The sequence below is a fragment of the Streptomyces sp. CA189 genome (assembly GCF_056428985.1).
The window spans coordinates 1-26,815 of sequence record NZ_JBWJVM010000053.1 but is presented as its reverse complement, the minus strand read 5'-3'; the positions used below and the strand labels follow the sequence as shown (position 1 = coordinate 26,815).

At 72.6% G+C, this 26,815-nt stretch carries 22 protein-coding genes, 1 tRNA gene and 1 other RNA gene; 14 read left to right on the top strand and 10 right to left on the bottom strand.

Features of this window, described 5'->3' with window-relative positions:
• Positions 1–47: 47 nt before the first annotated feature.
• Positions 48–2,273, bottom strand: a complete 2,226-nt coding sequence (locus AC061S_RS30335; protein ID WP_478689084.1) for a DNA polymerase III subunit gamma and tau — start codon at positions 2,271–2,273, stop codon at positions 48–50.
• Positions 2,274–2,430: 157 nt separating this feature from the next.
• Positions 2,431–2,529: signal recognition particle sRNA small type (gene ffs / locus AC061S_RS30330), an RNA gene on the bottom strand.
• Positions 2,530–2,669: 140 nt separating this feature from the next.
• On the opposite strand from ffs, the gene AC061S_RS30325 reads away from it, so the two are divergent.
• Positions 2,670–2,757: transfer RNA gene (locus tag AC061S_RS30325), tRNA-Ser, on the top strand.
• Between the two features lie 131 nt (positions 2,758–2,888).
• Here AC061S_RS30325 and AC061S_RS30320 read toward each other — a convergent pair.
• Positions 2,889–3,317 (bottom strand): PIN domain-containing protein, encoded by a 429-nt coding sequence (locus AC061S_RS30320; protein ID WP_478689083.1) that lies wholly within the window; start codon positions 3,315–3,317, stop codon positions 2,889–2,891.
• On the bottom strand, positions 3,314–3,589 hold the full coding sequence (locus AC061S_RS30315) for a hypothetical protein (protein ID WP_478689082.1): 276 nt from the start codon (positions 3,587–3,589) through the stop codon (positions 3,314–3,316). The genes AC061S_RS30320 and AC061S_RS30315 overlap by 4 nt, the downstream gene beginning before the upstream one ends.
• Positions 3,590–4,145: 556 nt before the next feature.
• On the opposite strand from AC061S_RS30315, the gene AC061S_RS30310 reads away from it, so the two are divergent.
• The 6 genes from AC061S_RS30310 (at position 4,146) to AC061S_RS30285 (ending at position 12,190) form a co-directional block, all read left to right on the top strand.
• Positions 4,146–6,569 carry a helicase-associated domain-containing protein gene (locus tag AC061S_RS30310; RefSeq protein ID WP_478689081.1) on the top strand — a complete coding sequence of 808 codons (2,424 nt, stop codon included), beginning with the start codon at positions 4,146–4,148 and terminating at the stop codon, positions 6,567–6,569.
• Positions 6,570–6,936: 367 nt separating this feature from the next.
• On the top strand, positions 6,937–7,647 hold the full coding sequence (locus AC061S_RS30305; RefSeq protein ID WP_478689080.1) for a histone deacetylase: 711 nt from the start codon (positions 6,937–6,939) through the stop codon (positions 7,645–7,647).
• 9 nt (positions 7,648–7,656) lie between these two features.
• Positions 7,657–8,610 carry an RNA polymerase sigma-70 factor gene (locus AC061S_RS30300; RefSeq protein ID WP_478689079.1) on the top strand — a complete coding sequence of 318 codons (954 nt, stop codon included), beginning with the start codon at positions 7,657–7,659 and terminating at the stop codon, positions 8,608–8,610.
• A complete protein-coding gene (locus tag AC061S_RS30295) occupies positions 8,610–9,386 on the top strand; it encodes an SDR family oxidoreductase (protein WP_478689078.1) in 777 nt (258 codons plus the stop codon). The genes AC061S_RS30300 and AC061S_RS30295 overlap by 1 nt, the downstream gene beginning before the upstream one ends.
• A gap of 147 nt (positions 9,387–9,533) precedes the next feature.
• Complete coding sequence (locus AC061S_RS30290; RefSeq protein WP_478689077.1) at positions 9,534–11,234, top strand: aspartate:alanine exchanger family transporter; 1,701 nt, start codon at positions 9,534–9,536, stop codon at positions 11,232–11,234.
• A gap of 182 nt (positions 11,235–11,416) precedes the next feature.
• Positions 11,417–12,190 carry an ATP-grasp domain-containing protein gene (locus AC061S_RS30285; protein ID WP_478689106.1) on the top strand — a complete coding sequence of 258 codons (774 nt, stop codon included), beginning with the start codon at positions 11,417–11,419 and terminating at the stop codon, positions 12,188–12,190.
• 36 nt (positions 12,191–12,226) lie between these two features.
• On the opposite strand, the gene AC061S_RS30280 is transcribed toward AC061S_RS30285, so the two are convergent.
• Positions 12,227–13,117, bottom strand: a complete 891-nt coding sequence (locus tag AC061S_RS30280) for a universal stress protein (protein WP_478689076.1) — start codon at positions 13,115–13,117, stop codon at positions 12,227–12,229.
• A 179-nt stretch (positions 13,118–13,296) separates the two neighbouring features.
• Between AC061S_RS30280 and AC061S_RS30275 the strand changes: the two genes are divergently transcribed.
• The gene (locus AC061S_RS30275) at positions 13,297–13,698 is read left to right on the top strand and encodes a TOBE domain-containing protein (protein ID WP_478689075.1); all 402 of its coding nucleotides are present in this window, start codon (positions 13,297–13,299) and stop codon (positions 13,696–13,698) included.
• A 10-nt stretch (positions 13,699–13,708) separates the two neighbouring features.
• Here AC061S_RS30275 and AC061S_RS30270 read toward each other — a convergent pair whose 3' ends face one another.
• Positions 13,709–15,220, bottom strand: coding sequence for a helix-turn-helix domain-containing protein (locus AC061S_RS30270; protein ID WP_478689074.1), 1,512 nt, complete (start codon positions 15,218–15,220; stop codon positions 13,709–13,711).
• Between the two features lie 234 nt (positions 15,221–15,454).
• Here AC061S_RS30270 and AC061S_RS30265 point away from each other — a divergent pair, with 234 nt between their 5' ends.
• Together AC061S_RS30265 and AC061S_RS30260 are read left to right on the top strand one after the other, a co-directional pair.
• Entirely contained in the window at positions 15,455–16,291 is an 837-nt protein-coding gene (locus AC061S_RS30265) for an FAD binding domain-containing protein (protein WP_478689073.1), read from the top strand.
• Complete coding sequence (locus AC061S_RS30260) at positions 16,288–19,074, top strand: molybdopterin-dependent oxidoreductase (protein ID WP_478689072.1); 2,787 nt, start codon at positions 16,288–16,290, stop codon at positions 19,072–19,074. The genes AC061S_RS30265 and AC061S_RS30260 overlap by 4 nt, the downstream gene beginning before the upstream one ends.
• 58 nt (positions 19,075–19,132) lie before the next feature.
• Here the strand turns inward: AC061S_RS30260 and AC061S_RS30255 are convergent, their stop codons facing one another.
• The gene (locus AC061S_RS30255; RefSeq protein ID WP_478689071.1) at positions 19,133–21,898 is read right to left on the bottom strand and encodes a PKD domain-containing protein; all 2,766 of its coding nucleotides are present in this window, start codon (positions 21,896–21,898) and stop codon (positions 19,133–19,135) included.
• Positions 21,899–22,245: 347 nt separating this feature from the next.
• Here AC061S_RS30255 and AC061S_RS30250 point away from each other — a divergent pair, with 347 nt between their 5' ends.
• Complete coding sequence (locus tag AC061S_RS30250; protein WP_478689070.1) at positions 22,246–22,692, top strand: molybdopterin-dependent oxidoreductase; 447 nt, start codon at positions 22,246–22,248, stop codon at positions 22,690–22,692.
• Positions 22,693–22,711: 19 nt separating this feature from the next.
• Here the strand turns inward: AC061S_RS30250 and AC061S_RS30245 are convergent, their stop codons facing one another.
• On the bottom strand, positions 22,712–23,131 hold the full coding sequence (locus AC061S_RS30245; RefSeq protein ID WP_243341847.1) for a TOBE domain-containing protein: 420 nt from the start codon (positions 23,129–23,131) through the stop codon (positions 22,712–22,714).
• Between the two features lie 257 nt (positions 23,132–23,388).
• Here AC061S_RS30245 and AC061S_RS30240 point away from each other — a divergent pair, with 257 nt between their 5' ends.
• Positions 23,389–23,736: a DoxX family protein gene (locus AC061S_RS30240; RefSeq protein WP_478689069.1), complete on the top strand. Its 348-nt coding sequence runs from the start codon at positions 23,389–23,391 to the stop codon at positions 23,734–23,736.
• Between the two features lie 40 nt (positions 23,737–23,776).
• Here the strand turns inward: AC061S_RS30240 and AC061S_RS30235 are convergent, their stop codons facing one another.
• On the bottom strand, positions 23,777–24,589 hold the full coding sequence (locus AC061S_RS30235) for a VOC family protein (RefSeq protein WP_478689068.1): 813 nt from the start codon (positions 24,587–24,589) through the stop codon (positions 23,777–23,779).
• Positions 24,590–24,697: 108 nt separating this feature from the next.
• Between AC061S_RS30235 and AC061S_RS30230 the strand changes: the two genes are divergently transcribed.
• Positions 24,698–25,336, top strand: coding sequence for an HhH-GPD-type base excision DNA repair protein (locus AC061S_RS30230; RefSeq protein ID WP_478689067.1), 639 nt, complete (start codon positions 24,698–24,700; stop codon positions 25,334–25,336).
• A 54-nt stretch (positions 25,337–25,390) separates the two neighbouring features.
• Positions 25,391–25,867: a cupin domain-containing protein gene (locus AC061S_RS30225; protein ID WP_327253689.1), complete on the top strand. Its 477-nt coding sequence runs from the start codon at positions 25,391–25,393 to the stop codon at positions 25,865–25,867.
• On the opposite strand, the gene opcA is transcribed toward AC061S_RS30225, so the two are convergent.
• Positions 25,813–26,748, bottom strand: a complete 936-nt coding sequence (opcA, locus tag AC061S_RS30220; RefSeq protein ID WP_478689066.1) for a glucose-6-phosphate dehydrogenase assembly protein OpcA — start codon at positions 26,746–26,748, stop codon at positions 25,813–25,815. The genes AC061S_RS30225 and opcA overlap by 55 nt on opposite strands.
• Positions 26,749–26,815 lie beyond the last annotated feature (67 nt).

The following is a 26,815-nucleotide window of genomic DNA, read 5'->3' as shown; positions in this document are numbered from 1 at the left end:
GCCCGCGTTCCCGGGTGCCCTTCGTGCGGGCACCCAAGTCGGACCCCCTAGTCGTTCGTATATTCCTCTACAACGGTGGCGCCGAGCTCGCGCACGATCAGGTCGTGCCCGCTCAGTGCGGTGTCGACGAGGTCCGGGTCGTCGGCCTCCGCGACGTCGTCCTCGGGGGCGACCGGCGGGGGCGCCTGATGGGTGGGCGGCTGGTGCTGCTGGGACTGCTGCTGGTACGACTGCTGCGGCTGCTGGGACTGCTGCGGCTGCTGCTGGTACGACTGCTGGGGCTGCTGCGACTGCTGGGGCTGCTGCGGGGCCTGCTGGGCCGGCGGCTGGTTGTAGGCGGGCGCGGGCGGAGCGCCGTAGGAGGACGCGGACACGGGGGCCATGGGCTGGGCGCCCCCGCCGACGACGGCCTCGATCTTCCAGGTGACCTGGAACTGCTCGGCGAGCACCGCCTTGAGGACGTCCTCGCTGCCGCTGCTCGCGAAGTTGTCGCGGGCTCCGGCGTTGGGGAAGCCGAGCTGGAGGGTGGTGCCGTCGAAGCCGGCGACCTGGGCGTTCTGGCTGAGCAGGATCCAGGTGAAGCGGCGGCGGTTCTTCACGGCCTCCAGGACGGCCGGCCACATCGCCTGGATCTGCCCGGCGCCGGCGGCCATACCGGGTCCCGGGGCGGCGGGCGCCGCCGGAGCGGAGGCCTGGGCGGGGGCCGCCGGGGGAGCCGCGGGGGCTGCCGGGGCGCCGGGGGTGGCCGCGCCGGGCCAGGCACCCGCGGCGGGGGCGGCGGCCGGGGCGGGGGCCGGAGCCGGGGCCGCGGGGGCGCCGGGAGTGGCCGCGCCGGGCCAGGCACCGGGGGCGCCGCCGCCGGGCTGCGCGGCGCCGGGCCAGGCTCCGGGTGCGGTGGCGGGCGCCGCCGGAGCCGCGGGAGCCGCGGGGGCCACCGGCTCGGGCGGAGCCACCGGGGCCGGAGCGGGAGCCTGATGCACCGGAGCGGGGGCCTGGTGCGCCGGAGCCGGCTGCGCGGGGGGCCGTACGGTCGCCGGGGCCATGGCGTGGGCCTCCGGCCCGGGTACGTAGCCCATGGCGGGGGCCGGGGCGAAGGCAGCGGCGGCGGAGGCCGCACCGCCGCGCTCCAGCCGGTCGAGCCGCGCCTGCACGGAACGCTCGTCGTCGAAGGCGGCGGGGAGCAGCACGCGGGCGCAGATCAGCTCCAGCTGCAGCCGGGGCGAGGTGGCCCCGCGCATCTCCGTGAGCCCCGTGTTGACCAGGTCGGCGGCCCGGGACAGCTCGGCGGCCCCGAAGACGGAGGCCTGGGCCTGCATCCGCTCGACCACGTCGGCGGGGGCGTCGATGAGCCCCTTCTCCCGGGCGTCGGGCACGGCGGCCAGGATCACCAGGTCGCGCAGCCGCTCCAGCAGGTCGGCGACGAAGCGGCGCGGGTCGTTGCCGCCCTCCACCACCCGGTCGACGATCTCGAAGGCGGCGGCCCCGTCCCCGGCGGCGAACGCGTCCACGACGGCGTCGAGGAGGGTCCCGTCGGTGTACCCGAGGAGCGAGGTGGCCATGGCGTACGTCACACCCGACTCGGTGGCGCCGGCCAGGAGCTGGTCCATGACGGACATGGAGTCACGGACGGAGCCGGCGCCGGCGCGCACGACGAGCGGCAGCACGCCCTCCTCGACGTGGGCGCCCTCGCGGCCGCAGACCTCGCCGAGGTAGTCCCGCAGGGTGCCGGGGGGCACGAGCCGGAAGGGGTAGTGGTGCGTCCGGGACCGGATGGTCCCGATGACCTTCTCGGGCTCGGTCGTGGCAAAGATGAACTTGAGGTGCTCCGGCGGCTCCTCGACCACCTTCAGCAGGGCGTTGAAGCCCGCCGGGGTGACCATGTGCGCCTCGTCGATGATGTAGATCTTGTACCGGCTGGAGGCGGGCCCGAAGAAGGCCTTCTCGCGCAGGTCACGGGCGTCGTCCACACCACCGTGCGAGGCCGCGTCGATCTCGATGACGTCGATGGACCCCGGCCCGTTGCGCGCGAGGTCCTTGCAGGACTGGCACTCCCCGCAGGGGGTGGGCGTGGGGCCCTGCTCACAGTTCAGGCAGCGGGCGAGGATGCGCGCGCTGGTGGTCTTGCCACAGCCTCGCGGCCCGCTGAACAGGTACGCGTGATTGACCCGGTTGTTGCGCAGGGCCTGCATCAGCGGGTCAGTGACATGCTCCTGCCCGATGACCTCGGCGAACGACTCGGGGCGGTAGCGGCGGTACAGCGCAAGGGACGACACGTCTACGAGGTTATCCGGGCCCACCGACAACGGCGGCCCGCGGACCCGCCCGGCCCGCCGTGGTCCCCCGCGATCCGACGCGGTCCGACACGACGCGGGTCCCCCGAGGTCCGACGTGATGCGGCTGAGCGGCCCGGCCGGCCCGACCCGTCCCGGAACGCAAAGCGCCCCCCACGCACCCGCCAGAGCCCACTTACCCTTGCTGCCTTCCGGCCCTGGGGGAGTTGGGTGAGATAGCGCCACGTGAGGGGCTGGCCCCACCCTAGCGGATGGAGGGCCCCGGAATCGAGCCGGACCCCGGCCGGAGCTCCACCCGACCCCGACCTGGACCCCGGCCCGGGCCCGCCCGGCGATCACGTTCGCGAGCACCCCTCAACGTCTTGTATTGTTTGCCGCGGAGGATTCGCCTAGTGGCCTAGGGCGCACGCTTGGAAAGCGTGTTGGGGGCAACCCCTCACGAGTTCGAATCTCGTATCCTCCGCCATTGCTCTCACCGGGCAATACGTCGAAGAGCCCCACCGCTTGCGGTGGGGCTCTTTGCGTTCCGTGGTCTCAGTTCCAGTCTCATTTATTTGCCGCATAACCGGGCGATCCACCAGATCCGGCCTCGATGGCCTATCCCTCGTGCTCCCATGGGTTCAGCAGGAGTGCGCCTGATCGCGCCAGATGCTTGATGTTCCGGCTCACCAGCGTCCAGCCGTTCGCCAGGGCGGTGGCAGCGATCAGCGCATCGGGGGGATCGATGCTGGTCCCGGCACTCTTGAGCCTCCGGTGAAGAGCGAGGTAGGCGAGTGCCTCCCGCTCTCCAACGGCGGCGATCCGGTCGCGGTACTGATCACGGATTTCCATGAGCGCCAGCTCGAAAGCGGTACGCCGCACCGGATCAGGTGTTCCCTCAATGCCCGCTTCGATCTCCGCGATCGTGATGACGCTCAGGTAGAGGGCAGGAGCTGGAACCGACCGAGCCCAGGCGACGACGGCCGGGGCAGGCTTCGGCCGGGTGGTGATCTCGGCGACCACATTGGTGTCGAGCAGATAGATCACTCGCCATCCGCCTCGTCGTCGTAGGACCGCTGCCCGAACTCCAGGCCCTCGAAGGGGGCCGCCGCGAGCCGTTCGAGAAACCCGTCGCTGCCCAGGGTCGCCCAGCGGTGAAGCATGTCGGGCAGGGCATCGATGTCGGTGTCGGCAAGCTCGGCATCGAAGTGCCCGAGCTGCTGCTCGGTCAGAGACTCCCGGATCTCCCGGATCGTCCGGAGCGGATGAGGCTCCTCGGGTCTGCGCGGCGGGAGCGGCAGATTCGGGGCAGTGCTCATGATCGGCTCCTCCACGCTGTGGTCCACGGGCCCATGCCTGAAGACCACCCTAGGCCGGACCACCCTGGAGAGGGCCGAGAACAACCCGAATCCGAGCTGTGACGGAACACATCCGCCGAGTCGCCGTCGACTGTGTCCGGCAGCCGTAGTCCGCCTGCGACAGCGAGTAACTGCGCCCCACAGCGGTTGACGCAGCCGTGCGCGTAGCGGGGCCGACTCCGGTTCCGTCGGACCGTCAGGCCTTTTGGCGCGAGGTCGGCATGGTCCACCTGCGGCCGAGGACCTCACGCTGCCGCGGGCAGAGCGCACCTGTCGAATGCCGCCAATCGGGAGGACGCCTCCGCCCCGGACCGCGCTCGGTGGAGGACCTGTCAGCCTGCCGAACCCGCCCGGCGTCAGGGTGGGCAGGGCGCGTCCGCGGCTCGAGGTCACCCGTGGGCGGGGATCTTTCGCCTTGCGAGACGTCCACACCCACCGGATGGGCCATCCTTGAGCCCGGTGCCGGACTGGCCGAGGTCCGGCCACGGCCCGTTTCCTGGCCGGAGGAGAGGTTTCCATGGCGTCCGGATCAACGCTGACAGCCTGGCTGAGCGGTCTCGACGGCCCGCGCCTGGCACGCGTGCTCGCGACACGGAACGACACCACGTCCCCTCCGGAGCCCCGCTCGGTGGGGGAGCTGGCGGACCGCCTTCAGCGGCCGGGGTCGGTGGCACTCGCGCTGCCCCTGCTCACCCTGCCCGACTTGCAGGTGGCCGAGGCCGTGGCGGCGCTCGGGACGACCGCGTCGCGCGAGGCCCTGGCGAAGCTGCTGGGAGCGACGGCAAGCGAGGCCGGCCTCGCACTGGAAGCGGTCCTGGAGACTCTGGCCGGGCACGCGCTGGTCTGGCCGGACCACAACGGAAGGCTCCACACGGCGGCACCGTTGCAGCAGGCGTGGGACGCGCCGCTCGGGCTGGACGCACCGCTTGCGGAGCTGCTGGCGGACATGACCTCCGACGAGCTGCGCGGCATGTTGGTGGCGCTGGGCATCAAGCCGCCCGGCACCAAGCAGCAGCGTATGGCGGCGCTCGTCGCGCACCACAGCGACCCCGAGGTCATTGCCGAAGTGGTGGCACGAGCGCCCGCGGTCACACAGAAGCTGCTGACCCACCGGGCAGGGCCTGCGCCGAGGCAGCCGCAGGCCATCGTGTTCGGGACCCCTGGCCCCGTCCTCGAACCGGGGGCGCGATGGGCGCTCGACCGGGGCCTCCTGATCCAAGATCGCCGCCGATACGGTCCCGCGCGTATGCCCGTCGAAGTCGCGCTGGCGTTGCGCGGGCCCACTTGGCACGCCCCCTTCGCCCCGCTTCCACCGTCCCCTCAGCTGGTGTCCATCACCCCCGCCGAGGTGGAGCGGGAGGCCGCAGCCTCGGCCGCGGCGTTGTTGACCCAGGCCGCCTCGGTCCTCTCGGCCTGTTCCTCGGCTCCGCCCGCCAGACTCAAGTCCGGTGGGATCGGCGCGCGTGAGCTGGCCCGAATCGGCAAGGCCGCCCATGCCGACGATGCCGTGGTCCGCATCACCCTGGAGGCCGCGTACACGGCCGGGCTGCTGGCCAGGGTCGGCGACCGCGTGGCACCGACCGAGGCATACGACGTCTGGGCGGAACAGGAGCCCGCAGAGCGGCTTGCCACGCTGCTCCAGGCATGGCGCGAACTGCCGCTCACCTCCACCCGGGCGCGCGACGAGGACAACAAGGCGCTACCTGCCCTCGCGGGAGCACCGCCCTGTAACGGCTGCCGCCAGGCCCGCCACGGGCTGTTTGCCGCAGCGGCACAGCTCCCGGCCGGTCAGGGGGTGAAGAACGCTTCCGATCTCGGACCGGCGGTGGCCTGGCACCGCCCGCTCGCCGACACCTCACCTACGGACATCACCCCGTTCGCCACGGTGATCCGCGAGGCCGAAATGTTCGGAGTGATCGCCCGAGGCGCCCTGTCGGCTCTGGGCGCCCATCTGCTCACCTACGACGAGGAAGGCCTGACCGCCACCTGCCGACGACTGTTGCCCCCGGCCGCCGAAACCGCCCGGATCGGCGGCGACCTCACCGCCGTCGTCGCCGGCACACCGGCCGCGCGGGTCGCCGTGGTCCTCGATGCCACCGCTGACCGGGAAACCAGTGGCACGGCCTCGGTGTGGCGGTTCAGCTCCGCCAGCATCCGACGGGCCCTGGACGCCGGCCGCGCCCCGGGGGACATCGCAGCCGATCTGGCCGCCATCACAGCCGGGCCCCTGCCCCAACCGCTGTCCTATCTCATCGCCGACACCGCGCGGGGCCACGGACGCGTGCGCATCGCCCCGGCCGCCTGCGTCCTCCACGGCGAGGAGCCGGCGCTCCTGGCCGAACTCGCCGCCCACCGGGGGCTCTCCAAGCTCGGCCTGCGCCGGCTCGCCCCGACTGTTCTGGTCAGTCGTAGCTCGCTCGACACTACCCTCGCAACGCTCCGCGCCGAGGGCTACGCCCCCGTCGCCGAAACGGCCGGGGGAACCGTACGCGTCGAGAAGGTCCGGCCCCAGCGGGCGGCCGCTCCTGTTCCAGCCCCTCGGCAGACCGGCGACAAGCGCGGCACCCGAAGCGCCATCCGCACGTCGAAGGTCCCGGGCGGGGCCGACATTGATGATCTGGCTGTCCGGCTGCTGGCCGCACCACCGACCGCGCCGCAACCCGACCCCTTCGGCAGCGGAGTCCCCTTCGGGACGGACACCGAGGAAATCGTCGCCGGATACGCGCAGCACCTGTCGTACGGCGATGTCCGCCAGCTCGCCCAAGCCATCGACGCCGGCACCGCCATCACGGTCGAGTACGTCGCGACCTCGGGCAGTCGCACCGTACGCACCCTGAGCAGCCTGGAACTCGACCCGCCCTACCTGGAAGCCTGGTGTCACCTGCGTGAAGCCGACCGCGTCTTCACGCTCTCCCGCATCCACGGCGTCATGCCCCAGTAGGCCGGTGAGGCGCCGCTTCTCGGCTGACGTCGTGGTCCGCCACGGTACGGATCCCTGAGCTGGCTTCGGGACCCGAGACCGGTCTCAGTTCCGGTCTCATTCGTACCCGTCCAGGGCCATCCGGCGAACCCTCTGGGTCAGCTTCCGGCCCAGGTCAGGACCGGTACGGCCTCCGCCGGACGGGCGTACGAACATTTGAAAAGCGTGTTGGGGGCAACCCCTCACGAGTTCGAATCTCGTATCCTCCGCCATTGCTCTCACCGGGCAATAAGCGAAGAGCCCCGCTGCTTGCAGCGGGGCTCTTCGCGTCTCTCCTCACATACTGACGAACTGATGCCGGCTCCCCTTCCCACAGGCGAGGAACAGCATGGTCGTCCACACCGCGGTTCCGTTCGGCGTCGAGTCGCCGAGGAGCCACGGCCGGGTCTGGTACGCCTCGTACGGCTCCAACATGCACATGGACCGGCTGGCCGCCTACATCGCCGGTGGGACGCCGCCCGGCGCGACGCGCTCCCATCCCGGCTGCCGGGACCGCCGGGCGCCGGAGCGGTCGATCGCCGTCCAGCTCGACGGATGCCTCTACTTCGCCACCGAGTCCCCGGTGTGGACGGGGGGCAGGGGCTTCTACGACCCGTCGGCGCCCGGTCGCCTGCTGGGGCGCGCCCACCTCGTGACCGTCGGCCAGATCTCGGACATCGCCGCGCAGGAGATGTACCGGGAACCGGGGAAGGACCTCGACCTCGCCAAGGTGCTGCGCGACGGCCGCGACGAGTCGGGCGGCGGCCGCTACGAGACCTTGATCTGCCCGGGGACGGTCGACGGCATCCCCGTGCTGACGCTCACCGCTCCGTGGTCCCTCCGGGACGTGGAGCCGCTCATGCCGTCCGCCGCGTACCTGCGGTACCTGGCGGGCGGCCTGCTGGAGTCGGGACCGTGGCAAGAGCAGGAGATCGCCGAGTACCTGTGCGCCTGCCCGGGCGCGGCCGGGCACTGGACACCGCGACAGGTGCTCGACCTGCTCACGGGGCGGAGCGGGGCGGAGGGGAGCATGGCGGAGGGGAGCGGGGCCCCGCACTAGCGTGAGGTCATGGACACGGGACAGGAATTCGAGAACCACCGGCCACGGCTGTTCTCGCTGGCGTACCGGATGCTCGGCTCGGCGGCCGAGGCCGAGGACGCCGTGCAGGACGCGTACCTGCGCTGGCACGGAGTCGAGCCCGGCCAGGTGGCCGCGCCCGGCCCGTGGCTGGCCAAGGTGGTCACCAACCTGTGCCTGAACCGGCTCACCTCCGCCCGGGTGCGGCGCGAGGAGTACTTCGGGCCCTGGATCCCGGAGCCGGTGGGGACCGGCGCCGGGACGCTGGGGCCGATGGAGACGGCGGAGCAGCGGGACTCGGTGTCGTTCGCCGTGCTGACGATGATGGAGCGGCTGTCGGCACCCGAGCGGGCCTCCGTGGTGCTGCGCGACGCATTCGACTACAGCCACCGGGACATCGCGGGCGTACTCGACTGCTCGGAGGCGAACGCGCGCCAGCTCTACCGCCGGGCCAAGCAGCACCTGGCCGACGGCCGGCCGCGGTTCACCGCCTCGCGGGAGCAGGACGACGAGCTGCTCGCCCGGTTCCTGGCCGCCGCGTCCGAGGGCGCGATGGACCGGCTGGAGGAGCTCCTCGCCGAGCAGGTGGTCGTCTGGTCGGACGGCGGCGGCAAGGCGAGCGCGTCGAGCCGGCCGGTGGCCGGGCGGGACAACGCGGCCCGTTTCCTGGTCGGCCTCTTCTCCCGGTGGGTCAACGGCGCGCAGATCGGGTTCGCCGAGGCGAACGGCGTTCCGGCGGTGGTCAGCTGGGCGGACGGCGAGCTGACCGCGTTCGGGGCGCTGGAGCTCGGCGAGAGCGGGATCACCGGCATCCGGCTCGTCCTGAACCCGGACAAACTCGCCTTCCTCGCGACTCAGCTCCGAGAGTTGTCACAGAACGCCCGACCCGCCGGTTCTTCATCAGTGACGGCGAGAGCGACGAGGGATTCGGAAGGCCGAGACTGATGAAGAACGACACGATCATGGTGACCGGAGCGACGGGCATGCTCGGCCGCGAGGTCCTGGAGCGGGTCCGCCGCACCGGCCGCCCGGTCCGCGCGCTCACGCGCAGGACCGCGCTGCCGGACGACGCCGGCGTGGACTGGTACACCGGCGACCTGACCAGCGGCGCCGGACTCGACGAGGCGCTCGCGGGCGTCCGTACGGTCATCCACTGCGCGAGCGACATCCGGCACTTCAAGAACGACGTCCCGGGCTTGCGGCACCTGCTGGACGCCGGGAAGCGGGCCGGCGTCGAGCACGTCGTCAACATCTCGATCGTCGGCGTCGACCGGATCCCCTACCCGTACTTCCGGGTCAAGCTGGAGGGTGAGCAGGTGCTCGCCGCCTCGGGGATCGGCTGGACCAACCTGCGGGCCACCCAGTTCCCCGCGCTGCTCGACCTCGCCCTCGGGGCCCTGTCCAAGCTTCCCGTTCTCCTCGTGCCGTCCGGCACCGACTGCCAGCCGGCCGACGCGGGCGAGGTGGCGGACCGGCTGGTCGAGCTGGCCCTGGGCGAGCCGGCCGGCCGGGTGCCCGACTTCGCCGGCCCGACCGTGTACCCGGCCGCCGGCCTCGCCAAGGACTGGCTGCGCGCCGCCGGCAAGCACCGCGCCGTCCTCCCCGTCCGCATTCCCGGCAAGATCGGGGCCGCCTGGCGCGCCGGCCACCTGACCGCCCCCGGCCACGCGCTCGGCAGGCGCACCTGGGAGCAGTACCTCGCCGAGCGGGTCGCCCGCTGAACCTGCTGACTCCGCTGAGGTGCGGTCGGACATACCGGCACATACCGTTTCCCGAGACGGCCGAGGAGGTCGCGCGGGCGGCACCGCTAGCGGGCGCCGGCGGGCGAAGCCGGCGCGCGGGAAGCGGGTGAGTGGCGGGTGGCGTGGATGGACTGGCTCAGGACGGAGATCTTCCAGCCCTATCCCGAGCTGCTGATCTTCCTGACCATCGCCGTCGGCTTCCTGCTCGGCCGCGTCCGGTACAAGTCCATCGCCCTCGGCGCCGTCACCGGATGCCTCGTCGCCGGCCTGGTCATCGGCTCCCAGGCCAAGGTCGAGATCGACGGTCCGATCAAGTCCGTCTTCTTCCTCATGTTCCTCTTCGCCCTCGGCTACGACGTCGGCCCGCAGTTCTTCCGCGCCCTGCGCAAGGACGGCCTTCCCCAGGTCGTCCTCGCCCTCATCGTCTGCGTCACCGGACTCGCCTCCGCCTGGGCCTTCGCCACCCTCGCCGGTTACGGGCCCGGCCTCTCCGCCGGTCTGCTCGGCGGCGGCCTCACCCAGTCCGCCGTCATCGGCGTCGGCTCCGACGCCATCGCCCACCTGCCCGGCGTCGGCGCGGACGAGGCGCGGGACCAGTCGCATCTGATCGCCGTCGCCTACGCGGTCACGTACCCCCTCGGCACGGTCCTGCCCGCGCTGCTCCTCGCCGGCTTCCTGCCCCGCCTCCTGCGCCGGGACCTGGCGGCCGAGAGCGCCGTGCTCGCCGCCGACCTGGAGGCCGCCGAGGACGACCCCGACGCCGGGGAGGGCTACTACAAGCACGTGCTGCGCGCGTACGCCGTCGACGTGGCGGCCTTCGCCGGGCGCACGATCGGGGAGTTCGAGGCGGAGCAGAAGGCCGCCGGGCGGCGGCTCTACATCACCCGGCTGCGCCGCGGCGGGGAGATCCTGGAGCACACCGCGGACACCCGCGTCGAGATCGGGGACGTCCTGGCCGTCAGCGCGGTCCGCGGCGACCTCGTCGCGTACGACGCGCGGACGCACATCGGGATGGAGACGGACGACTTCGAGCTGCTCGCCTACCGCACCGAGTCCCTGCACGTGGTCATCACCGACCGGAACCTCAGCGGGCGCACCATCCGCACCCTGCGCCACGAGGAGTTCATGCCGGGCGTCTTCGTCGACGAGCACTGGCGGGCCGGCGCCGACCTGCGGGTCCGGCTCGACACCACCGTGGAGCGGGGCGACACCCTGGTCCTCACGGGGCCGCGCAGCCGGGTGGAGGCGGCCGCGGCGGCGCTGGGCAAGCCGGTGCCGACCAGCTTCGCCACGGACATGGTGTGGATCGCGCTCGGGCTGTTCCTCGGCGGCTGCCTGGGCATCCCGGCGCTGCACGCGGCCGGCGCGCCGCTGTCCCTGTCCACCTCCACCGGGGCGCTGCTGATGGGGCTGGTCTTCGGCTGGATCCGGAGCAAGTACCCCACGTACGGGAACCTGCCGTCGGCGGCGCAGTGGCTGATGGGCACGCTCGGCCTGTGCGTGTTCGTGACGGTCGTCGGCCTCAACGCCGGCCCGAGCTTCGCCCCGGGCCTGCGCGAGGCCGGCTGGCCGCTGCTGCTCTGGGGCGCGGCCGTGACGAGCGTGCCGCTGCTGGCCGGATTCGCCTACGGGCACTTCGTGCAGCGGCTCCCCCTCCCGATCCTGCTCGGCGCCCTGGCCGGAGCCCAGACCACGACGGCCGCCCTCGGCGCCCTGACGGAACGCGCCCGCAGCCAGATCCCGGCCCTGGGGACGACGGTGCCGTACGCCTTGGGCAACGTACTGCTGACGATGTGGGGGTCGGTGATCGTGCTGCTGCGGCGGTGAGGGCTTTCGCCACGGCAGCGCGGGAGACACACTCGGAGACGTCGGCCGCATCCGCGCCGACAGCGAAGGAGGTGGCTCGTGAGCCGGACCGTCAGCGAGCTCGACGACGAGCTGCTCGCCGACGTCGCCTTCGACCTCGACCTCATTGAGGACAAGGGGACCGACCGGCGGTGAGCGGCCGTATGGACGACGCGGTGTTCCTGGTGCCCGGCCAGCGGACCACGACGGCCGGGCTGCTCGGTGAGGTGGCCGCGCGGCGGGGGATGGAGGTGCGGGGGCTCGACGCCGGGGTCGGGGGGCTGGCCGGGCGGGGCGTGTACTGGTGCGGTGGGCCCGCGGCCGGGGCGCGGGTGGCCGGGGCGCTCGGGATCGGGCTGCTGGAGCCGCCGGACGACTGGCTGGCCGGGCTGCCGGAGTGGGCCACCGGACGCGGGATCCGGCTGACCAGCCTGGGCGAGGCGCGGGAGGCGCTGCGGGGGCCGGCCTTCGTGAAGCCGCCGCGCGAGAAGTCCTTCCCGGCCGCCGTGTACGCGGACGGCGCCGCGCTGCCCGGGCTTCCGCCCGACACCCCGGTGCTGATCTCCGGGGTCGTGGACTTCGCCACCGAGTACCGGCTGTTCCTCCTGGACGGGGAGATCGCCGCCGGGAGCCGCTACGCCGTCCACGGCCGGCTGGACTCCGCCCCGCTGGACGAGGATCCCCGGGCCGCCGAGGTACGCGCCTTCGCGTCCCGGCTGCTCGCGGTGGCGGGTGACACCCTGCCGAGTGCGGTGACCGTCGACGTCGGCTTCGCCGACGGCACCGCGTTGGTCGTGGAGGCCAACATGGCGTGGTTCTCGAACTGTTACGCCGCCGATCCGGGCCATGTCCTCGATGTGGTGCTCCGCTCGGCCGGCCCCCGGGAACGGGTCTCGGAGTCAGATCTCGGGTTCGTGCGCGGCCCGGCTCCCGGGTAGCGGCTCCCGGGTGCCGGCTCCCGGGTAGCGGGTGGCCTAGCCGTGTGGGATCAGGGCCACGGGGCTGTGGGCGTGGTGGGCCACCGCGTGGTCCGTGGGGCCCATGCCGTGGAGGGGGCGGTGGTGGCGCCGGCCCACGACCAGGAGGTCGGCCCGCGCGGACTCGTCGAGCAGGACCTCCGCCGGGGTGCCGGGGCGGGTCACGCACTCGGCCGGGACCCGCGGGTAGCGCGCGCCGGCCGCGGTCACCACCGCTTCGAGCGGCTCCGGGGCCGCCGGGCCCGTGGTCACGGCGTGCACCGCGCGGAGCGGCAGCGCGTGCTTGGCCGCCCAGGCGTACGCGAAGTCGAGTACCGCGGCGTGGTCGCCCGCCGGGTCCACCCCGACGACCACCCCGTGTCCGTGCGGCGCGCGCTCGGCGGGCTCTCGTATCAGGACGACCGGGACCTCGGCGCGCCCCGCAACGTGCAGCGCGGTGGAGCCGAGCCGCGGAACGACGTGGCGGTCCTCGCCGCTCGCGCCGAGCACGATCAGCCCGGCGTGCAACTGGGCGGCCTCCCGCGGTATCTCGTTGCCCGGTCCGCCCTCGGCGGTGGCCGCCTCGACGGTCAGGCCCTGGTGGGTGGCGCGGAGTTCCTCGACCAGGGCCGTCAGCGCGGTCCTCGCCACGTGCTCGCTCGCGCCGAGGACGGGCTGGAACTCCACCGATATCGGCTGGATGGTCGGCCAGGCCTGGCCCACGTGGAGCAGCCGGAGCGGCACCCCGGCCGCCACGGCCTCACGGGCGGCCCACCGGGCGGCGGCGAGACTCCGGGAGGACCCGTCGAACCCGACGAGGACGGGGGGCGCGGGCGGCGTGGACGGGGCGGCCTGGTCGGACTGGTCGGGCTGGTCGGGCTGGTCGGGCTGGGCAGGCGGGACGGACATCGGCGGCACCCTTCTTTCACATGCCGCGGCCAATTCCTGGTCGCACCTACGACGCTACGCCAACTGCCGCTTTTACCCCCTTCGCGAGCCTTGCCGGGAATCTTCCCCGCCTCTCGGGGAGCCCGGGGAGCCCGGGGATACGGGCCCGGCCGGAGCCGGGCAGGCCCTAGGCTGCGGGCGTGCCGTCGTACTCCATCGGGCAGGCTGCCGGCCTGCTGTGCGTGAGCCCCGAGACCGTCCGCCGCTGGGCCGACGGGGGACGGCTGCCCGAGCGCCGGTCCCCCGACGGGGTGCGGAGCATCGACGGCGTGGCCCTCGCCGCCTTCGCCAAGGAGCGGGCCGCCGGTCTGCATCCGGTTCCGGCGACGGCCGCCGCCACCTCCGTGCGCAACTCCTTCGCGGGGATCGTCACCGCCGTGCGGCTCGACGAGGTCGCGGCCCAGGTGGAGGTCCAGTCGGGCCCGTACCGCCTGGTCTCCGTGGTGACCCGGGAGTCGGTCGAGGAGCTCGGCATCGCGGTCGGGGTCACCGTGACGGCCCGGGTGAAGTCCACGGACATGCACATCGACCTGGCCTTCTAGCCCCCGGGGCCTAGCAGCGCAGCGCCGCGTACAGGTCCAGTTTGTGGTCGAGTCGCGAGAGGTCGCGGCCGGTCAGGGCCTCCACCCGCTCGATCCGGTAGTGGACCGTGTTCACGTGCAGGTGCAGCGCCTCCGCCGTACGCGTCCAGGAGCAGTTGTTCGCGAGGAACACCTCCAGGGTTTCGCGCAGCATCCCGTCCCCGAGCGAGCCCAGCGTCCGCGCCCCGAACACCCCGCGCACCTCCGGCGGGACCCCGGAGAGCAGTTCGGTCAGGGTGTCCAACTGGTCGACCCCGCGGACCGCGACCACCGCGTCAGCCGCCGTCAGCGCGAAGCGCGCCTGGCCCAGGGACGCGCGCAGCCCGTCGGCCGAAGCCACCCGCGCGCCCACGCCGAGCCGCAGGTCGGCCCCCGGGTCGGCGCAGGCCCGGAGCAGCGGCCACACGGCGCGCAGCCGGTCGGTGAGCTCGGCGGTGTCCCCGGCCGCGCCGCCGCCTGCCCCGGCCCCGGCGGCCCCGGCGGCCCCGGCGACGCCGCCGTCCCGGCCCTCGTACAGCACCGCCCCGCCGGGGCCCGCCGCCCAGCGGGCTCCCTCCAGGTGCCCCAGTGCCTCCGCCAGCGCCTCCCCGTCGGTCGCCGCCACCACCCGGTACGGGCCGCCCGCGGGCAGCCCGGCCGCCTGGAGGGCGGCGCCGAGGAGGTCCGCTTCGGCCTCCGCCGCCACCAGGGCGAGCAGCTCCCGCCCGGCGGCCCGTCGCGCGGCCACCCGGCGCGCCCGGCCGTCGCGGTACTGCGCGAAGACCTCGGCGATCTCGTGGAGCACCCGCGGCGGCGCCGCGTCCGCGTCCGGGACGTGCAGCAGCCAGGCGTCGTACGGTGAGCTCTCGGCCTCGACGCCCAGCGAGACCCCGCCCTTCGCGGCGGACGCGGCCCGCTGCGCCGGGATCACGGGCGCGGACGGGGTACGGGCCACCGTGCGGCCGCTCGCGGTCAGCAGGTAGCAGGGCAGCCGGCCCAGGTGCGCGCACGCCCGGTCCAGCAGCTCCGCCGGCCCGGCCCCGCCCTCCAGGAGCCGGCTGAGCTCGCTGCGCACGTTCTCGGGGAGCGCGAAGTGCCGGGTCGGGCGCCGGCTGAGGTCGCCCCACTGGCGCAGGTAGACCGCTTCGGTGACGCCCCGGAAGCTGGTCCGCGCGGGCACCGCCACCAGCGGCATCCGGTGGGCCCGGCAGGCGGTGACGAGCTCCTCGGGCACACCTCCGTGGGTCTCCTCGCCCGCCAGCAGCGCCCGCGCTCCCGCGTCGGCGAGGGCCGCCACGAAGCGGTCGGTCCTGGCGGCGGCCGCGGCTCCCGGACGCCACCACACGAGGCCGCTGAGCACGAGCTCGCCGGGACCCAGGAACCGGCCCGGGTCCTCCAGGTCGGTGGCCGTCACCCCGCTGACCTCCTGGCCGAGAAGGGACTCCTCGCCCCACAGCAAGGTGAGGCCGAGGTTGTCGGACTGGAGCAGGTCGAGGACGTGCATGGCAGGGACTCCTTGCGGCGGGTGACAGCCCACAATCGCGAGGTGAATAGGCGGGTTGCCATGGTAAATGCAAGGGCAAGCATTCGAACAGCCTCTTGGATGATTCACCAGGGACACCCGGGCGGCCTTCGTGTTTTTCCGTGCCGGGGACCAGTCGTCCCCGCCCCCGGCCCGTTGTTTCACTGAACCGGTCGACGAAGAACGACCAGATGACGACGGAAGGGATGGCGGGAAATGGATCTCAACACGGTGCTCGACGTACGCGACGCCCGCCGCCGCGAACCCTGGCGTCCGGGTGACGCCTGGCTCGGCGGCGGCACGTACCTCTTCTCCGAGCCCCAGCCCCACCTCCGCCGTCTCGTCGACCTCTCCCGGATGGGCTGGCCGCCCCTGTCCTGGCAGCCCGACGGCTCCCTAGACATCGCCGCCACCTGCACCATCACCGAGCTGTCCCGCTTCGGCCGAACCCTGCCCGCCGCGGCCGCGCCGCTCTTCGAACAGTGCTGCCGGGCCTTCCTCGCCAGCTTCAAGATCTGGAACATGGCGACCGTCGGCGGCAACCTCTGCAACGCCCTCCCCGCCGGCCCGATGGTCTCCCTCTCCGCCGCCCTCGACGGCACCGTCCTCCTCCAGGGCCAGGACGGCTCCACCCGGCGCCTGCCCGTCACCGACTTCGTCCGCGGAGCCGGCGTCAAGGACCTGCGCGAGGGCGAGCTGCTGCGCTCGGTGCGGCTGCCCGCCCGCGCCCTGGACTCCCGTACGGCCTTCCGGCAGGCCTCCCTCTACGGTCTCGGCCGCTCCGGCGCCCTCGTCATCGGCGCCCACGACCCCCGGGACGGCTCCCTCGCCGTGACGGTCTCGGCCGCCACCACCCGCCCCTTCCGCTTCTGGTTCGCGCTGCCGCCCACGGCGTCCGCGCTCCGCCGGGCGATCGACGACACCGTCCGGCCCGACGAGTGGTTCGACGACATCCACGGACTGCCCGCCTGGCGGCGCCACATGGGCCTGCGCCTGGCGGAGGAGGTCCGCCGCGAACTGGCGGGCGACGACACCCCGGAGGCGCTGCGATGAGCAGCGGCAGCTACGAGATCGACATCAACGAGCAGCGTTTCACCGAGGAGCCCCGCTCCGGCCAGTGCCTGCGCACCTACCTCCGCGAGCGCGGCTGGTTCGGCGTGAAGAAGGGCTGCGACCAGGGCGACTGCGGCGCGTGCACGGTCCACGTGGACGGGCAGCCCGTCCACAGCTGCCTCTATCCGGCCGTGCGCGCCGAGGGCCGCTCCGTCACCACCGTCGAGGGGCTGTGCCCGCCCGGCGGCGAACTCCACCCCGTCCAGCAGCGGTTCCTCGACGCCCAGGGCTTCCAGTGCGGCTTCTGCACCGCCGGTTTCCTCATGACCACCTCCGCCCTCCAGGCCGAGCGGGGCACCGCCCACGACGACGGCAAGCTCGACGACCTGCCCCGCGCCTTCAAGGGCAACATCTGCCGCTGTACGGGCTACCGCGCCATCGAGGACGCCGTACGCGGCGTGCGGCACGTCGAAACCCCCGAGGCGGGCCAGGCCGTCGGCAAGAGCCCCGGCGCCCCCGCCGGACCCCAGGTCGTCACCGGAACCGCCCGCTACACCTTCGACGTCGCCGTTCCCGGCCTGCTCCACATGAAGCTGCTGCGCTCCCCGCACCCGCACGCCCGCATCGTCTCCATCGACACGGCCGACGCGCTCCAAGTCCCCGGGGTCCACGCGGTCTTCACTCACCACGACGCGCCTGACCGGCTCTATTCGAGTGCCCGTCACGAGCACCCGACCGAGGACCCGATGGACACCCGGGTCCTGGACGACGTGGTCCGCTTCGTCGGCCAGCGCGTGGCGGCCGTCGTCGCCGACAGCGAGCAGGCGGCCGAGGAGGGGTGCCGCCGCGTGGTGGTCACGTACGAGGAACTGCCGTACGTCGTCGACCCGGAGGAGGCCATGCTCCCGGGCGCCCCCGTCCTCCACCCCAAGGGCCCCGAGTCGGGGATCTTCCGCGCCGGGAACAACGTGTGCGGCGAGGTCCACAACACCCTCGGCGACATGGGGCGGGGGTACGCGGAGGCGGACGTCGTCTACGAGGAGACCTTCCAGACCCAGCGCGTGCAGCACGCCAGCCTGGAGACCCACGGCAGCGTCGCGTACTTCGAGCCCAAGGAAGACGGCTCCCCGGGCGAGCGCATCACCGTCCGGTCCTCCACCCAGGCGCCGTTCCTGACCCGGCGGGCGCTGTGCGCCCTCTACGACCTGGGCGAGGACGAGGTCCGTGTCGTCGCGGGCCGGGTGGGCGGCGGGTTCGGCGGCAAGCAGGAGATGCTCACCGAGGACATCGTGGTCCTCGCCGCCCTGAAGCTGCGGCGCCCGGTGAAACTCGAATTCACCCGGGCCGAGCAGTTCTACGGGGCCACCACCCGCCACCCCTTCAAGATCACCGTCAAGATCGGCGCCAGGGCCGACGGCACCCTCACCGCCCTGCGCATCCGGGTCGTCTCCAACACCGGCGCCTACGGAAACCACGGCCCGGCGGTGATGTTCCACAGCGTCGGCGAGTCCTTCGCGGTCTACAAGGCCCCGAACAAGGAGGTCGAGGCCTACTCCGTCTACACCAACGGCGTGCCCGCGGGAGCCTTCCGCGGCTACGGCCTGGGCCAGGTCCTCTTCGCCCTCGAATCGGCGATGGACGAGCTCGCCGTCCGGCTCGGCATGGACCCGCTCGTCCTGCGCGAGAAGAACGTCATCGGGCCCGGCGACCCCATGGTGACCCCGATCGGGCACGAGGAGGACCTCTTCATCGCCTCGTACGGGATGAAGCAGTGCATGGACGTCGTCCGCAGGGCCGTCGCCGAGGACCGCAGTCACGAGGAGGTGCCCGAGGGCTGGCTCACCGGCACGGGCACGGCGGTCGCGATGATCGCGACCGGCCCGCCCGGCGGCCACTACGCCGACGCCCGGGTCGGCCTGCTGCGGGACGGGACGTACGACATCGCGGTGGGCACGGCCGAGTTCGGCAACGGCACCACCACCGTCCACAAGCAGATCACCGCGGGCGCCCTGAACACCACGGTCGACCGGATCACGGTCCGCCAGTCGGACACGGACGTGGTCCGGCACGACACCGGGGCCTTCGGCTCGGCCGGCACGGTGGTGGCGGGCAAGGCGGTCATGCTGGCCGCCGACTCCCTCGCCGAGCGCCTCAAGAGCTTCGCCGCCCGCCACACGGGCGTGGCCCGGCACCTGTGCACGCTCGGGGCCGAGGCCTTCGACTGCGCGGGCCGCGTCCTCACCCTCAAGGAGCTGTACGAGGCCGCGCACGACGCGGGCAGCCTCGACGAGGTCGCCGCCGACGGCCACTGGGGCGGCTCCCCGCGCTCGGTGGCCTTCAACGCCCAGTGGTTCCGCCTCGCGGTGGACCCCGGCACGGGTGAGATGAAGATCCTGCGCAGCGTCCACGCGGCCGACGCGGGCAAGGTCATGAACCCGATGCAGTGCCGCGGCCAGGTCGAGGGCGGCGTGGCCCAGGCCCTGGGCGCCACCCTCTTCGAGACCGTACGGGTGAACGAGCGCGGCGAGGTCACCACGGCCGCCTTCCGCCGCTACCGCCTCCCGCAGTACGCGGACGTCCCGCGCACCGAGGTCCACTTCATGGAGACCTCGGACGCGATCGGCCCGCTCGGCGCCAAGTCCATGTCCGAGAGCCCCTTCAACCCGGTGGGCCCCGCCTTCGCCAACGCGCTGCGGGACGCGACGGGGATCCGCTTCACGGAGCTGCCGGTGACCCGGGACATGGTCTGGCAGAAGATCCACGAGGCCGGCGGCCGGCCCTGACACGCCAGTGGGGCAGCTCCGCCGGAGCTGCCCCACTGGAATCGGTCCGCGCCGCGGTCTAGCCCTGCGTGAAGTAGCCGAGCAGGTCGGTGATCACGTGGTTGGGGCCGCCGTAGCTGTTGAAGATGCTGACCTTGCCGCCGGTCCCGATCGGGGTGGTGACGTGGTTCGGGACGGTGGTGCCCGGCAGGGTGTTCAGGCTGCTGGCGCCCGGGAGCTTGCCGCCGAAGGCGTACGCCGTCAGGAAGCCCGGACCGGTCGTGTCCGTCGCCGTCACGTTCAGGACCGCGCCCAGGGCGTTCGCCGGCAGGCCGGGAACCGTGGTCGTGGCGCCGGGGGCGACCTTGCCGGTCGTACGGGTGTCGGCCAGGCGGCTCGGGACGACCGGGGTGAAGAGCGCCTTGCCGTCCTTGCCGTAGTAGCCCACCGCGTCCAGGACCAGGTGCGTCGAGCCGCTGTTCGTGAACAGGGTGATCGTGCCGTCGGGGCCGACCGGGACGATCGCCTGGTTGGACTTGTCCTTGCCCGGCTCCACGTTCAGGTTCGAGGTGGTCGGGCGCTTCGCCGGGTTCGGGTAGGCGATCACGTGCGCGGGCTGCGTCGCGCCCGTGCCGGTCAGGTTCAGCGCGACGGCCTTGGCGTCGGCCGGGATGCCGTTGACCCCCGCGACCTTCACCGTGCGGGTCTTACCGCCGCCCAGCGCACCGCCGGTCGTACGGGTGTCCAGGACGCGGGTCGGGGTCAGCGGGGAGAAGCGGTCGCCGGCGTTGGGCTGGTAGTAGCCGACGAAGTCCACGATCAGCGAGGCCTTGCCCGAGTTCAGCTGGACCCAGAGGTCCCTGGGCATCGGCTGGCTGCCGACGGGGACCGTGATGGTGTTGGAGGAGGTGCCGCCCGCACGGACGTTGAGGTTCGAGGTGGCCGGGCGGTCCTGTCCCTGGGGCCAGACGGTGAGGTGGGTGTCCTCGGTGGCGCCGGTGACGGTCACGTTCAGGACGACGGAAGCCATGCCCCCCGAGAGCGAGTGGCCCGGGATGTTGGTCCCGACGGGCAGAACCACGCCCCTCCGGATACCGCCCGCGATGGGCACGTTGTCCTTCCGGGTGTCCTCGATGCGGAACGGCTCGGTGGCGGTGTAGCCGGACGGGGCGTAGTCGACCTTCACGGTCTTGCTGACCGTGGACTTCCCACCCTTGGAGTCCTGGAGGGTCATCGTCACCTTGCGCTCGCCAGGTGCGCCGAACTTGTGCGTGACCACGCCGGCGGGGTCGCCGTAGCTCGTGTACCCGTCGCCCCAGTCCACGGTCATGGACTGGATCGGCCACGGAGTCGCGCTGCCTACGCGGTCGATCTTGACGGTCAGCGGGCGGACGCGCTCGTTGGGGCTGGTCGAGTCCGGCAGAACCGACCCGCTCGTGAAGTCCGCGGTCAGCGGGGTGGCCGGGGTGGCCTTGACCGGCCCGCTCTCCTTGGAGACCTCCTCGCCGGCGGCGTTGACCGCCCGCACCTTCACCACGTAGTCGCCCGGCGTGGCGTACGTGTGCTCGGCGGTGGTCTTCTCGGTGACGACAGGGGCCGTCCCGTCGCCGAAGTCGAAGTGGTACGTGACCTCCACGGGCCACCGGCTGTCCACCTGGGCCGAAGCCTTCACGGGCGTGCCGACCGGCGCCCAGACCTCGTCCACCGTCAGGGTGACGCCGCGCATGAGCTCCCGGAACTCGGCGGACCCGCGGTCCATGTACCCGCCGTCCTTGCCGGTGTTGGGCACGTTCGGGTCGTCCACCATCGACGTGCCGCCGGGGGAGACGGGCAGCGCTCCCGGCGCCGTCGCATCGCCCGAGTCGATCGTGGGCGAGCCCTCGACCAGACCGACGCCCTCGGCCGTCGAGCGGAGGATCTCGTGCGCACCCTGACCGCTGCCGGCCTTGAACGCCGCCACGGTCGGGTATCCGGTGCCGGCCCAGCTGTAGGGAACCAGGGGGGTGGAAGTGTTGCCCGTGATCAGGTTGTAGTCGACCTGGGTGCCGGGCGTCGCGCCCTGCTCCACCGCTATGCCGGTCCGCTGATCGGCGGGGGACGTGCACGTCCCGCCGGTGTTCGCGGTGTAGAGCAGGTTGTTGGTGAGCGACGCGCCGGTCGAGGTGCCGCCGACCGAGATGGCCGCCGCACAGGAACCGGTCACGGTGTTGTTGGTGAGGACGGTGCCGGGCGCGTCCACCACCTGGATCGGCGACTGCCTGTAGCTGTAGGCCGTATTGCGGGCGAGTACGGTGCGCTGGGCACCGCCGTCGACGCGGACACCGTGGAACTGGCTCCAGCGGACGGCTACGTCCGTGCTCTCCTTGCCGATCGCGAGGGAGTTCGCTTCGCCGAAGTACGCGGCCCGGAGGCTCTCCAGCGTGACGTGGTGGGAGTTCTCGACGCGGACACCCTTCGTGGTGTCGAGCCCGCGGACCACCACGTGGGAGGCCCCGTCGATGGTCAGGCGCCGGTCCAGGACGGCACGGTCGGTGCCCTCGTCGTCGCCCTCGACGACGAAGGTGATCGGCTTGCCCGGCTCTCCCGAGCGGTTGATGGTGACGGCATCGGTGTAGATCAGGTCCGACGCGATGCGCACGGTCTGGCCCGGCAGGACCACTTTGGCCGCCGCCGCGATCGAGCAGAAGGGAGCGGCCTGCGAACCGGTCCCGGTGTCGGAGCAGTTCGAATTGGCACCGACTCGCACATAGAGGTCGGTCGGAGTCTCGGCGGCGAATGCCGCCGGAACACCGAGAAGAGTGACAAGGCCTGCGGTCAGCGAGGCTGCCGCACGGTTGGAACGCACCAGTAGTTTTCCTTCAGGAAGAAGCGACGTGTAGTCCGCTGTCAATGCGGGTGCGGCGCCGCACAACTGGTAAAAGTCCTGTCCCCCCCAAAGAGACAGTCGGGCGCACGCGATCCGCAGAAGCGTTCGATCATCATCCATGGCGCGAAACCTCCCGGTCAACGGCCTAACCGGCGATCAGGCCCGTCAACCCGGCCGGGCTGGCGCCCAGCGGCCTACCGCACAACGCAGTGCGATCGCGATCTGCCAGGCAGAACGGACCAAATCCCACACAGGTGCGGCTCAGATCATGCCACCAACCTTGCAGATGAGGTTCTGATGGCCGTGATGCCGGGCATGAGTGACCCATGGCCAAACTCATGCTGCACGGAGACCTGGACCACCCGGCGACGCTCAGCGTCGCGGACCTGCGGGACTGGGCACAGCACCGGGCCGCGGTCACGTTCGACTGCGCGAAGAACGGTCCGCAGCACCACGTGTTCGAGGGCCCGTTGCTCCGGGAGGTCGTCTCGGACGCCGGCCCGGCCTTCGACGCCCGCCGCCGCAAGGACCGTGCGCGCTTCCTGCTCGCCGTGACCGGCGGGGACGGGCATCATTCGATGCTGTCCTGGGCCGAGTTGGACGACGACTTCGGCGCGAGTCCGGTGCTGCTGGCGACCCGCCTCGACGGGGAGGACCTCGACGAGGCGGGTGCACAGCTGGTGGTCCCTTCGGACCGGTGCGGGGCGCGCTACGTCAGCGCGGTCACGCACGTGTGGTTCGGCGCGCTGTCGCCGCCGAGCCTGGGGCTGTAGGGCAGGACGGCCCCGGCCCTCAGACCGTCGCGAGGGAGATCTCGGTCGACTTGATCAGTGCGACGACGGAGGACCCGGCGGCCAGGCCGAGCGCCTCTACGGCGTCCTTGGTGATGGCGGCGGTCAGCCCACCGCCGTTCACGTCCACCTTGACGGACGCCATGGCGCCGCCGGTGGCGATGTCGGCCACGGTGCCGGCGATCTGGTTGCGGATGGAGATGCCGTCGACGGCGCCGGTGGCCAGGGCCACCTCGGTGGCCTTGACCAGCGCCTTGACGGAGGAGCCCGCGGCGAGGCCGAGGTCCTTGGCGGCGTCGGTGGTGATCGCGGCGGTGATGTCCTGGCCGCCTTCCAGGCGGACCTTGACCGTCGTCATGGCCTCGCCCGAGGTGACGGAGGTGACGGTGCCGGCGATCTGGTTGCGGATGCTCAGGCTCATGTGTGGTTCGACCTCTTGAATAGACGGTTCCGTACGGCCCGGGGAGAACCGCACAAGATCGACGCTAGGCGGCCGTGCGCCGGCGTGCGTTCAACCCGTCTCATCCGCCACCCGGAACCACCCGGGCGGCTGGCCTATGCGTGGAAAAAAGATCTTCGGGGTTCCTGTCACATCCGTGCGGCGGCGCGGGTCAGTGCGGTGAGGAAGAAAAAACACCGTCCGCACCGCCGGACGCACCGCCTACCGAGGAGCCCCTCATGCAGATCGCCGCCACCGTCGTCGCCGTACTCGCCGCCGCCATGTCGGGCTTCTCGGGCTACTCGCTCCTGCGCCGCGCCCCCTGGGTCGTGGAGGCCATGGGGCAGTACGGGGTCCCCGAGGCCTGGTGGACCCCGCTCGGCGCGGCCAAGGCCGCCGGAGCGCTGGGCCTGCTGGCCGGCCTCCTCGTCCCGGCCGTCGGCATCGCCGCCGGGATCGGCCTGGTCCTCTACTACACCGGCGCCGTGATCACCGTGGCCCGGGCCCGCGCCTACGCCCACGTCCCCTTCCCGGTGATCTACCTGGCCCCGGTCGTCGCCGCCTTCGCCCTCGGCTACGCCGCGTAGGGCGCACGAGGGTGCGGGGGCGGGGCCCCCGCACCGCCCGTCAGGCGAACTTCGGCATCTCGCCGACCGTCTTCGTCACGTCGATCAGCGCGAACGCCGCGCCCTGCGGGTCCGTCACCGCCGCGAAGCGGCCGAACGGGCTGTCCATCGGGCCGAAGTGCAGCGTGCCGCCGTGGGCCTGGGTCTTCGCGACCGCTTCGTCGCAGTCCGGTACGGCGAAGTAGACCTGGACGTACGAGGGGATCTCCGGCGGGAAGTCGGTGCCCATGTTCATCCGGCCCAGCACCGGGTTCTCCGGGCCGCCCAGGCTGAAGACCTTGAAGTCCATCCCGGCCATCTCCGGGTCGTCACCGGCGTCCATCTGCTGGGATTCGTACGGGAAGACCTGTGGGAGGAACGCGTCCGCCTTGGCCACGTCGCGCGAGAAGAACTCCGCCCAGCAGTACGCACCCGCCTCGCCCGTCTTCTCGAAGCCCTTGTGGTCGCCCGGCTGCCAGACGCCGAAGACCGCGCCGCTCGGCTCCTTCGCGATGGCCATCGTGCCGAAGGAGCCGACCTGCATCGGCTCCATCAGGAGCTCGCCGCCGGCCGCCTTGATCTTCGCGGCCGTGGCCGCGGCGTCGGACGAGGCGAGGTAGAGACACCATTGGGAAGGGGCGTCCGCCCCCGGCATCGGAGGCACGATGGCCGCGACGGCCTTGCCGTCGGAGTAGGCCTGCGTGTAGTTGCCGTACTCGGTGCTGGACTCTCCGAAGGTCCAGCCCAGCACGTCGGCGTAGAAGGTCTTCGCGCCCTCCAGATCGGAGAACATCGCGTCCGCCCAGCAGGGCGCGCCTTCCGTGAACTCAGCCATGATCGATCGACTCCTGTGTCGTGTACGACGTGACCCGTCTCGGTACTCACGCTAGGCGCGGGGTCCGACAATCGCGCGGGGAGCACCGCCGCGCGGGACCCTGGGGACATGGACAAGAACGCAGACGCCGGCGCCGGCCGGGTCACCATCCGGCTCGCCCAGCAGCCGGAGGCCGACGAGCTGCTCGGCCGCAGCCCGCTCGCCGCACTGGTCGGAATGCTGCTGGACCAGCAGGTCCCCATGGAATGGGCGTTCTCGGGGCCCTACACGATCGCCCGGCGCCTCGGCTCCGACGACCTGGACGCGCACGCCATCGCCGCCCACGACCCGGAGGCCTTCGCCGCGCTGCTCTCCGAGAAGCCGGCCGTGCACCGCTACCCGGGGTCGATGGCGAAGCGGGTGCAGCAGCTGTGCGCGTACCTGGTGGAGCACTACGACGGGGACGCGTCGGCGGTGTGGACCGATGTGGACACCGGCACCGAGCTCCTGGCGCGGCTGCGGGCGCTGCCGGGCTTCGGGGAGCAGAAGGCGCAGATCTTCCTGGCGCTGCTCGGCAAGCGGTTCGGGGTACGGCCGCGCGGCTGGCGCGAGGCGGCCGGCGGGTACGGGCCGGCGAACGTCTACCGGTCGGCGGCCGACATCACCGGGCCGGAATCACTGGCCAAGGTACGGGCGCACAAGCAGGAGGCGAAGGCCGCCGCGAAGGCCGAGAAAGCGGCCACCGGCGGTGCCACCAAACGGAATTGACGGTTCGGGCGAGTGTCCCGCCCATTGTCAGACCCTGCCCCTAAGCTCGTGATCATGACTGAGAACCTGACACGCGCCGCCACTGCCGAGATCATCTCCGATGGCCCCGGCAGCCTGATCACCCTGCTCACGGACACCGCCGAGCTCACGTGCAACACGGCCACCTTCGAGGCGGGCGCCGCGGGTGCTCCGGTGCACTTCCACACCAAGGCGACCGAGTTCTTCCACGTCACGGACGGCACGCTCGACGTCCTGCTCGGCGACGAGATACACACCCTGACCAAGGGCGACTTCCTCGCCGTGCCGCCCGGCGTGAAGCACGCCTTCGCCCCGGCCGCGGACAGCACCGCGGAGGTCTTCGTCGGCTTCACCCCCGGCATGGGCCGCTTCGACTACTACCGGCTGCTGGGCCGGGTCCGGGCCGGCGAGGCCACGGTGCAGGACATCATCGACAGCCAGCCCGTCTACGACAACCACTACGCGGAGAGCGACGCCTGGGCCGGCCGCCTGAAGCGCAGCGCCGAAGCGTAGATCTCGTCGGCGTCGAGCCGTCGCAGTTCCTCCGCTATGAGCTCGGCGCTGCTGCGGATCTTCAGCGCCACCTTGCGGTCGGGGCTGCCCGGAAGGAGCAGGGTGGCCAGGACCCCGTCCGGGCGGTCCACGCGGATCTCCCCGCCCGTGGTCGTCAGCCGGACCCGGGTGATGACGGGGCCCTCGGTCGCCACCCGCTCCACGGGTACGCCGAGCCGGTCCTCCAGCCAGCGGGCCAGCAGCTCGGAGCTCGCGTTGCCCGGCTCGCTCTCCACGGCCGCGCCCGTCACCGGGAGCGGCTTCTGGTCCAGGGCGGCGGCCAGCAGCGACCGCCACGGGGTGAGCCGGGTCCAGGCCAGATCGGTGTCCCCGGGCTCGTAGGCGGCGCCCCGGCCGTCGAGCGCGGCGACCGGGTCGGCGGCCGCCTCGGCGTCCGTGATCCGGCGCTGCGCGAGGGCGCCCAGCGGATCCCGGGCCGGCGCGGCCGGGGCCTCGGCGGGCCACCAGGCCACCACGGGCGCGTCCGGCACCAGCAGCGGGAGCACCACGGAGCCCGCGTGCTCGTTGAGCGTCCCGTGCAGCCGGAGCAGCACGATCTCCCCGGACCCGGCGTCGGAGCCGACCCGCAGCTCGGCGTCGAGCCGGTTCTGCCGCAGCCGGTGCGAGCCGCGCGCGGTGCGCTTGATCACCGCGATGATCCGGCAGGGGTGCTCCCGCGAGGCCTCGGAGGCCGCGCGGACGGCGTCGTAGGCGTTCTCCTCGTCCGTGGCGACGAGGAGGTTCAGCACGAGCCCCATCGTGGGACTCCCGACGGCCCGTCGCGCGTCGAGCAGGGCCCGGTTGACCTTGCTGGATGTCGTATCGGTGAGTTCGGTCCGCATGCTCCGAGTCTCGCAGGCCGGACGGTGCGCCAGCTACGGAATCCCTCCGCCCGCGCGATCCCCCGCC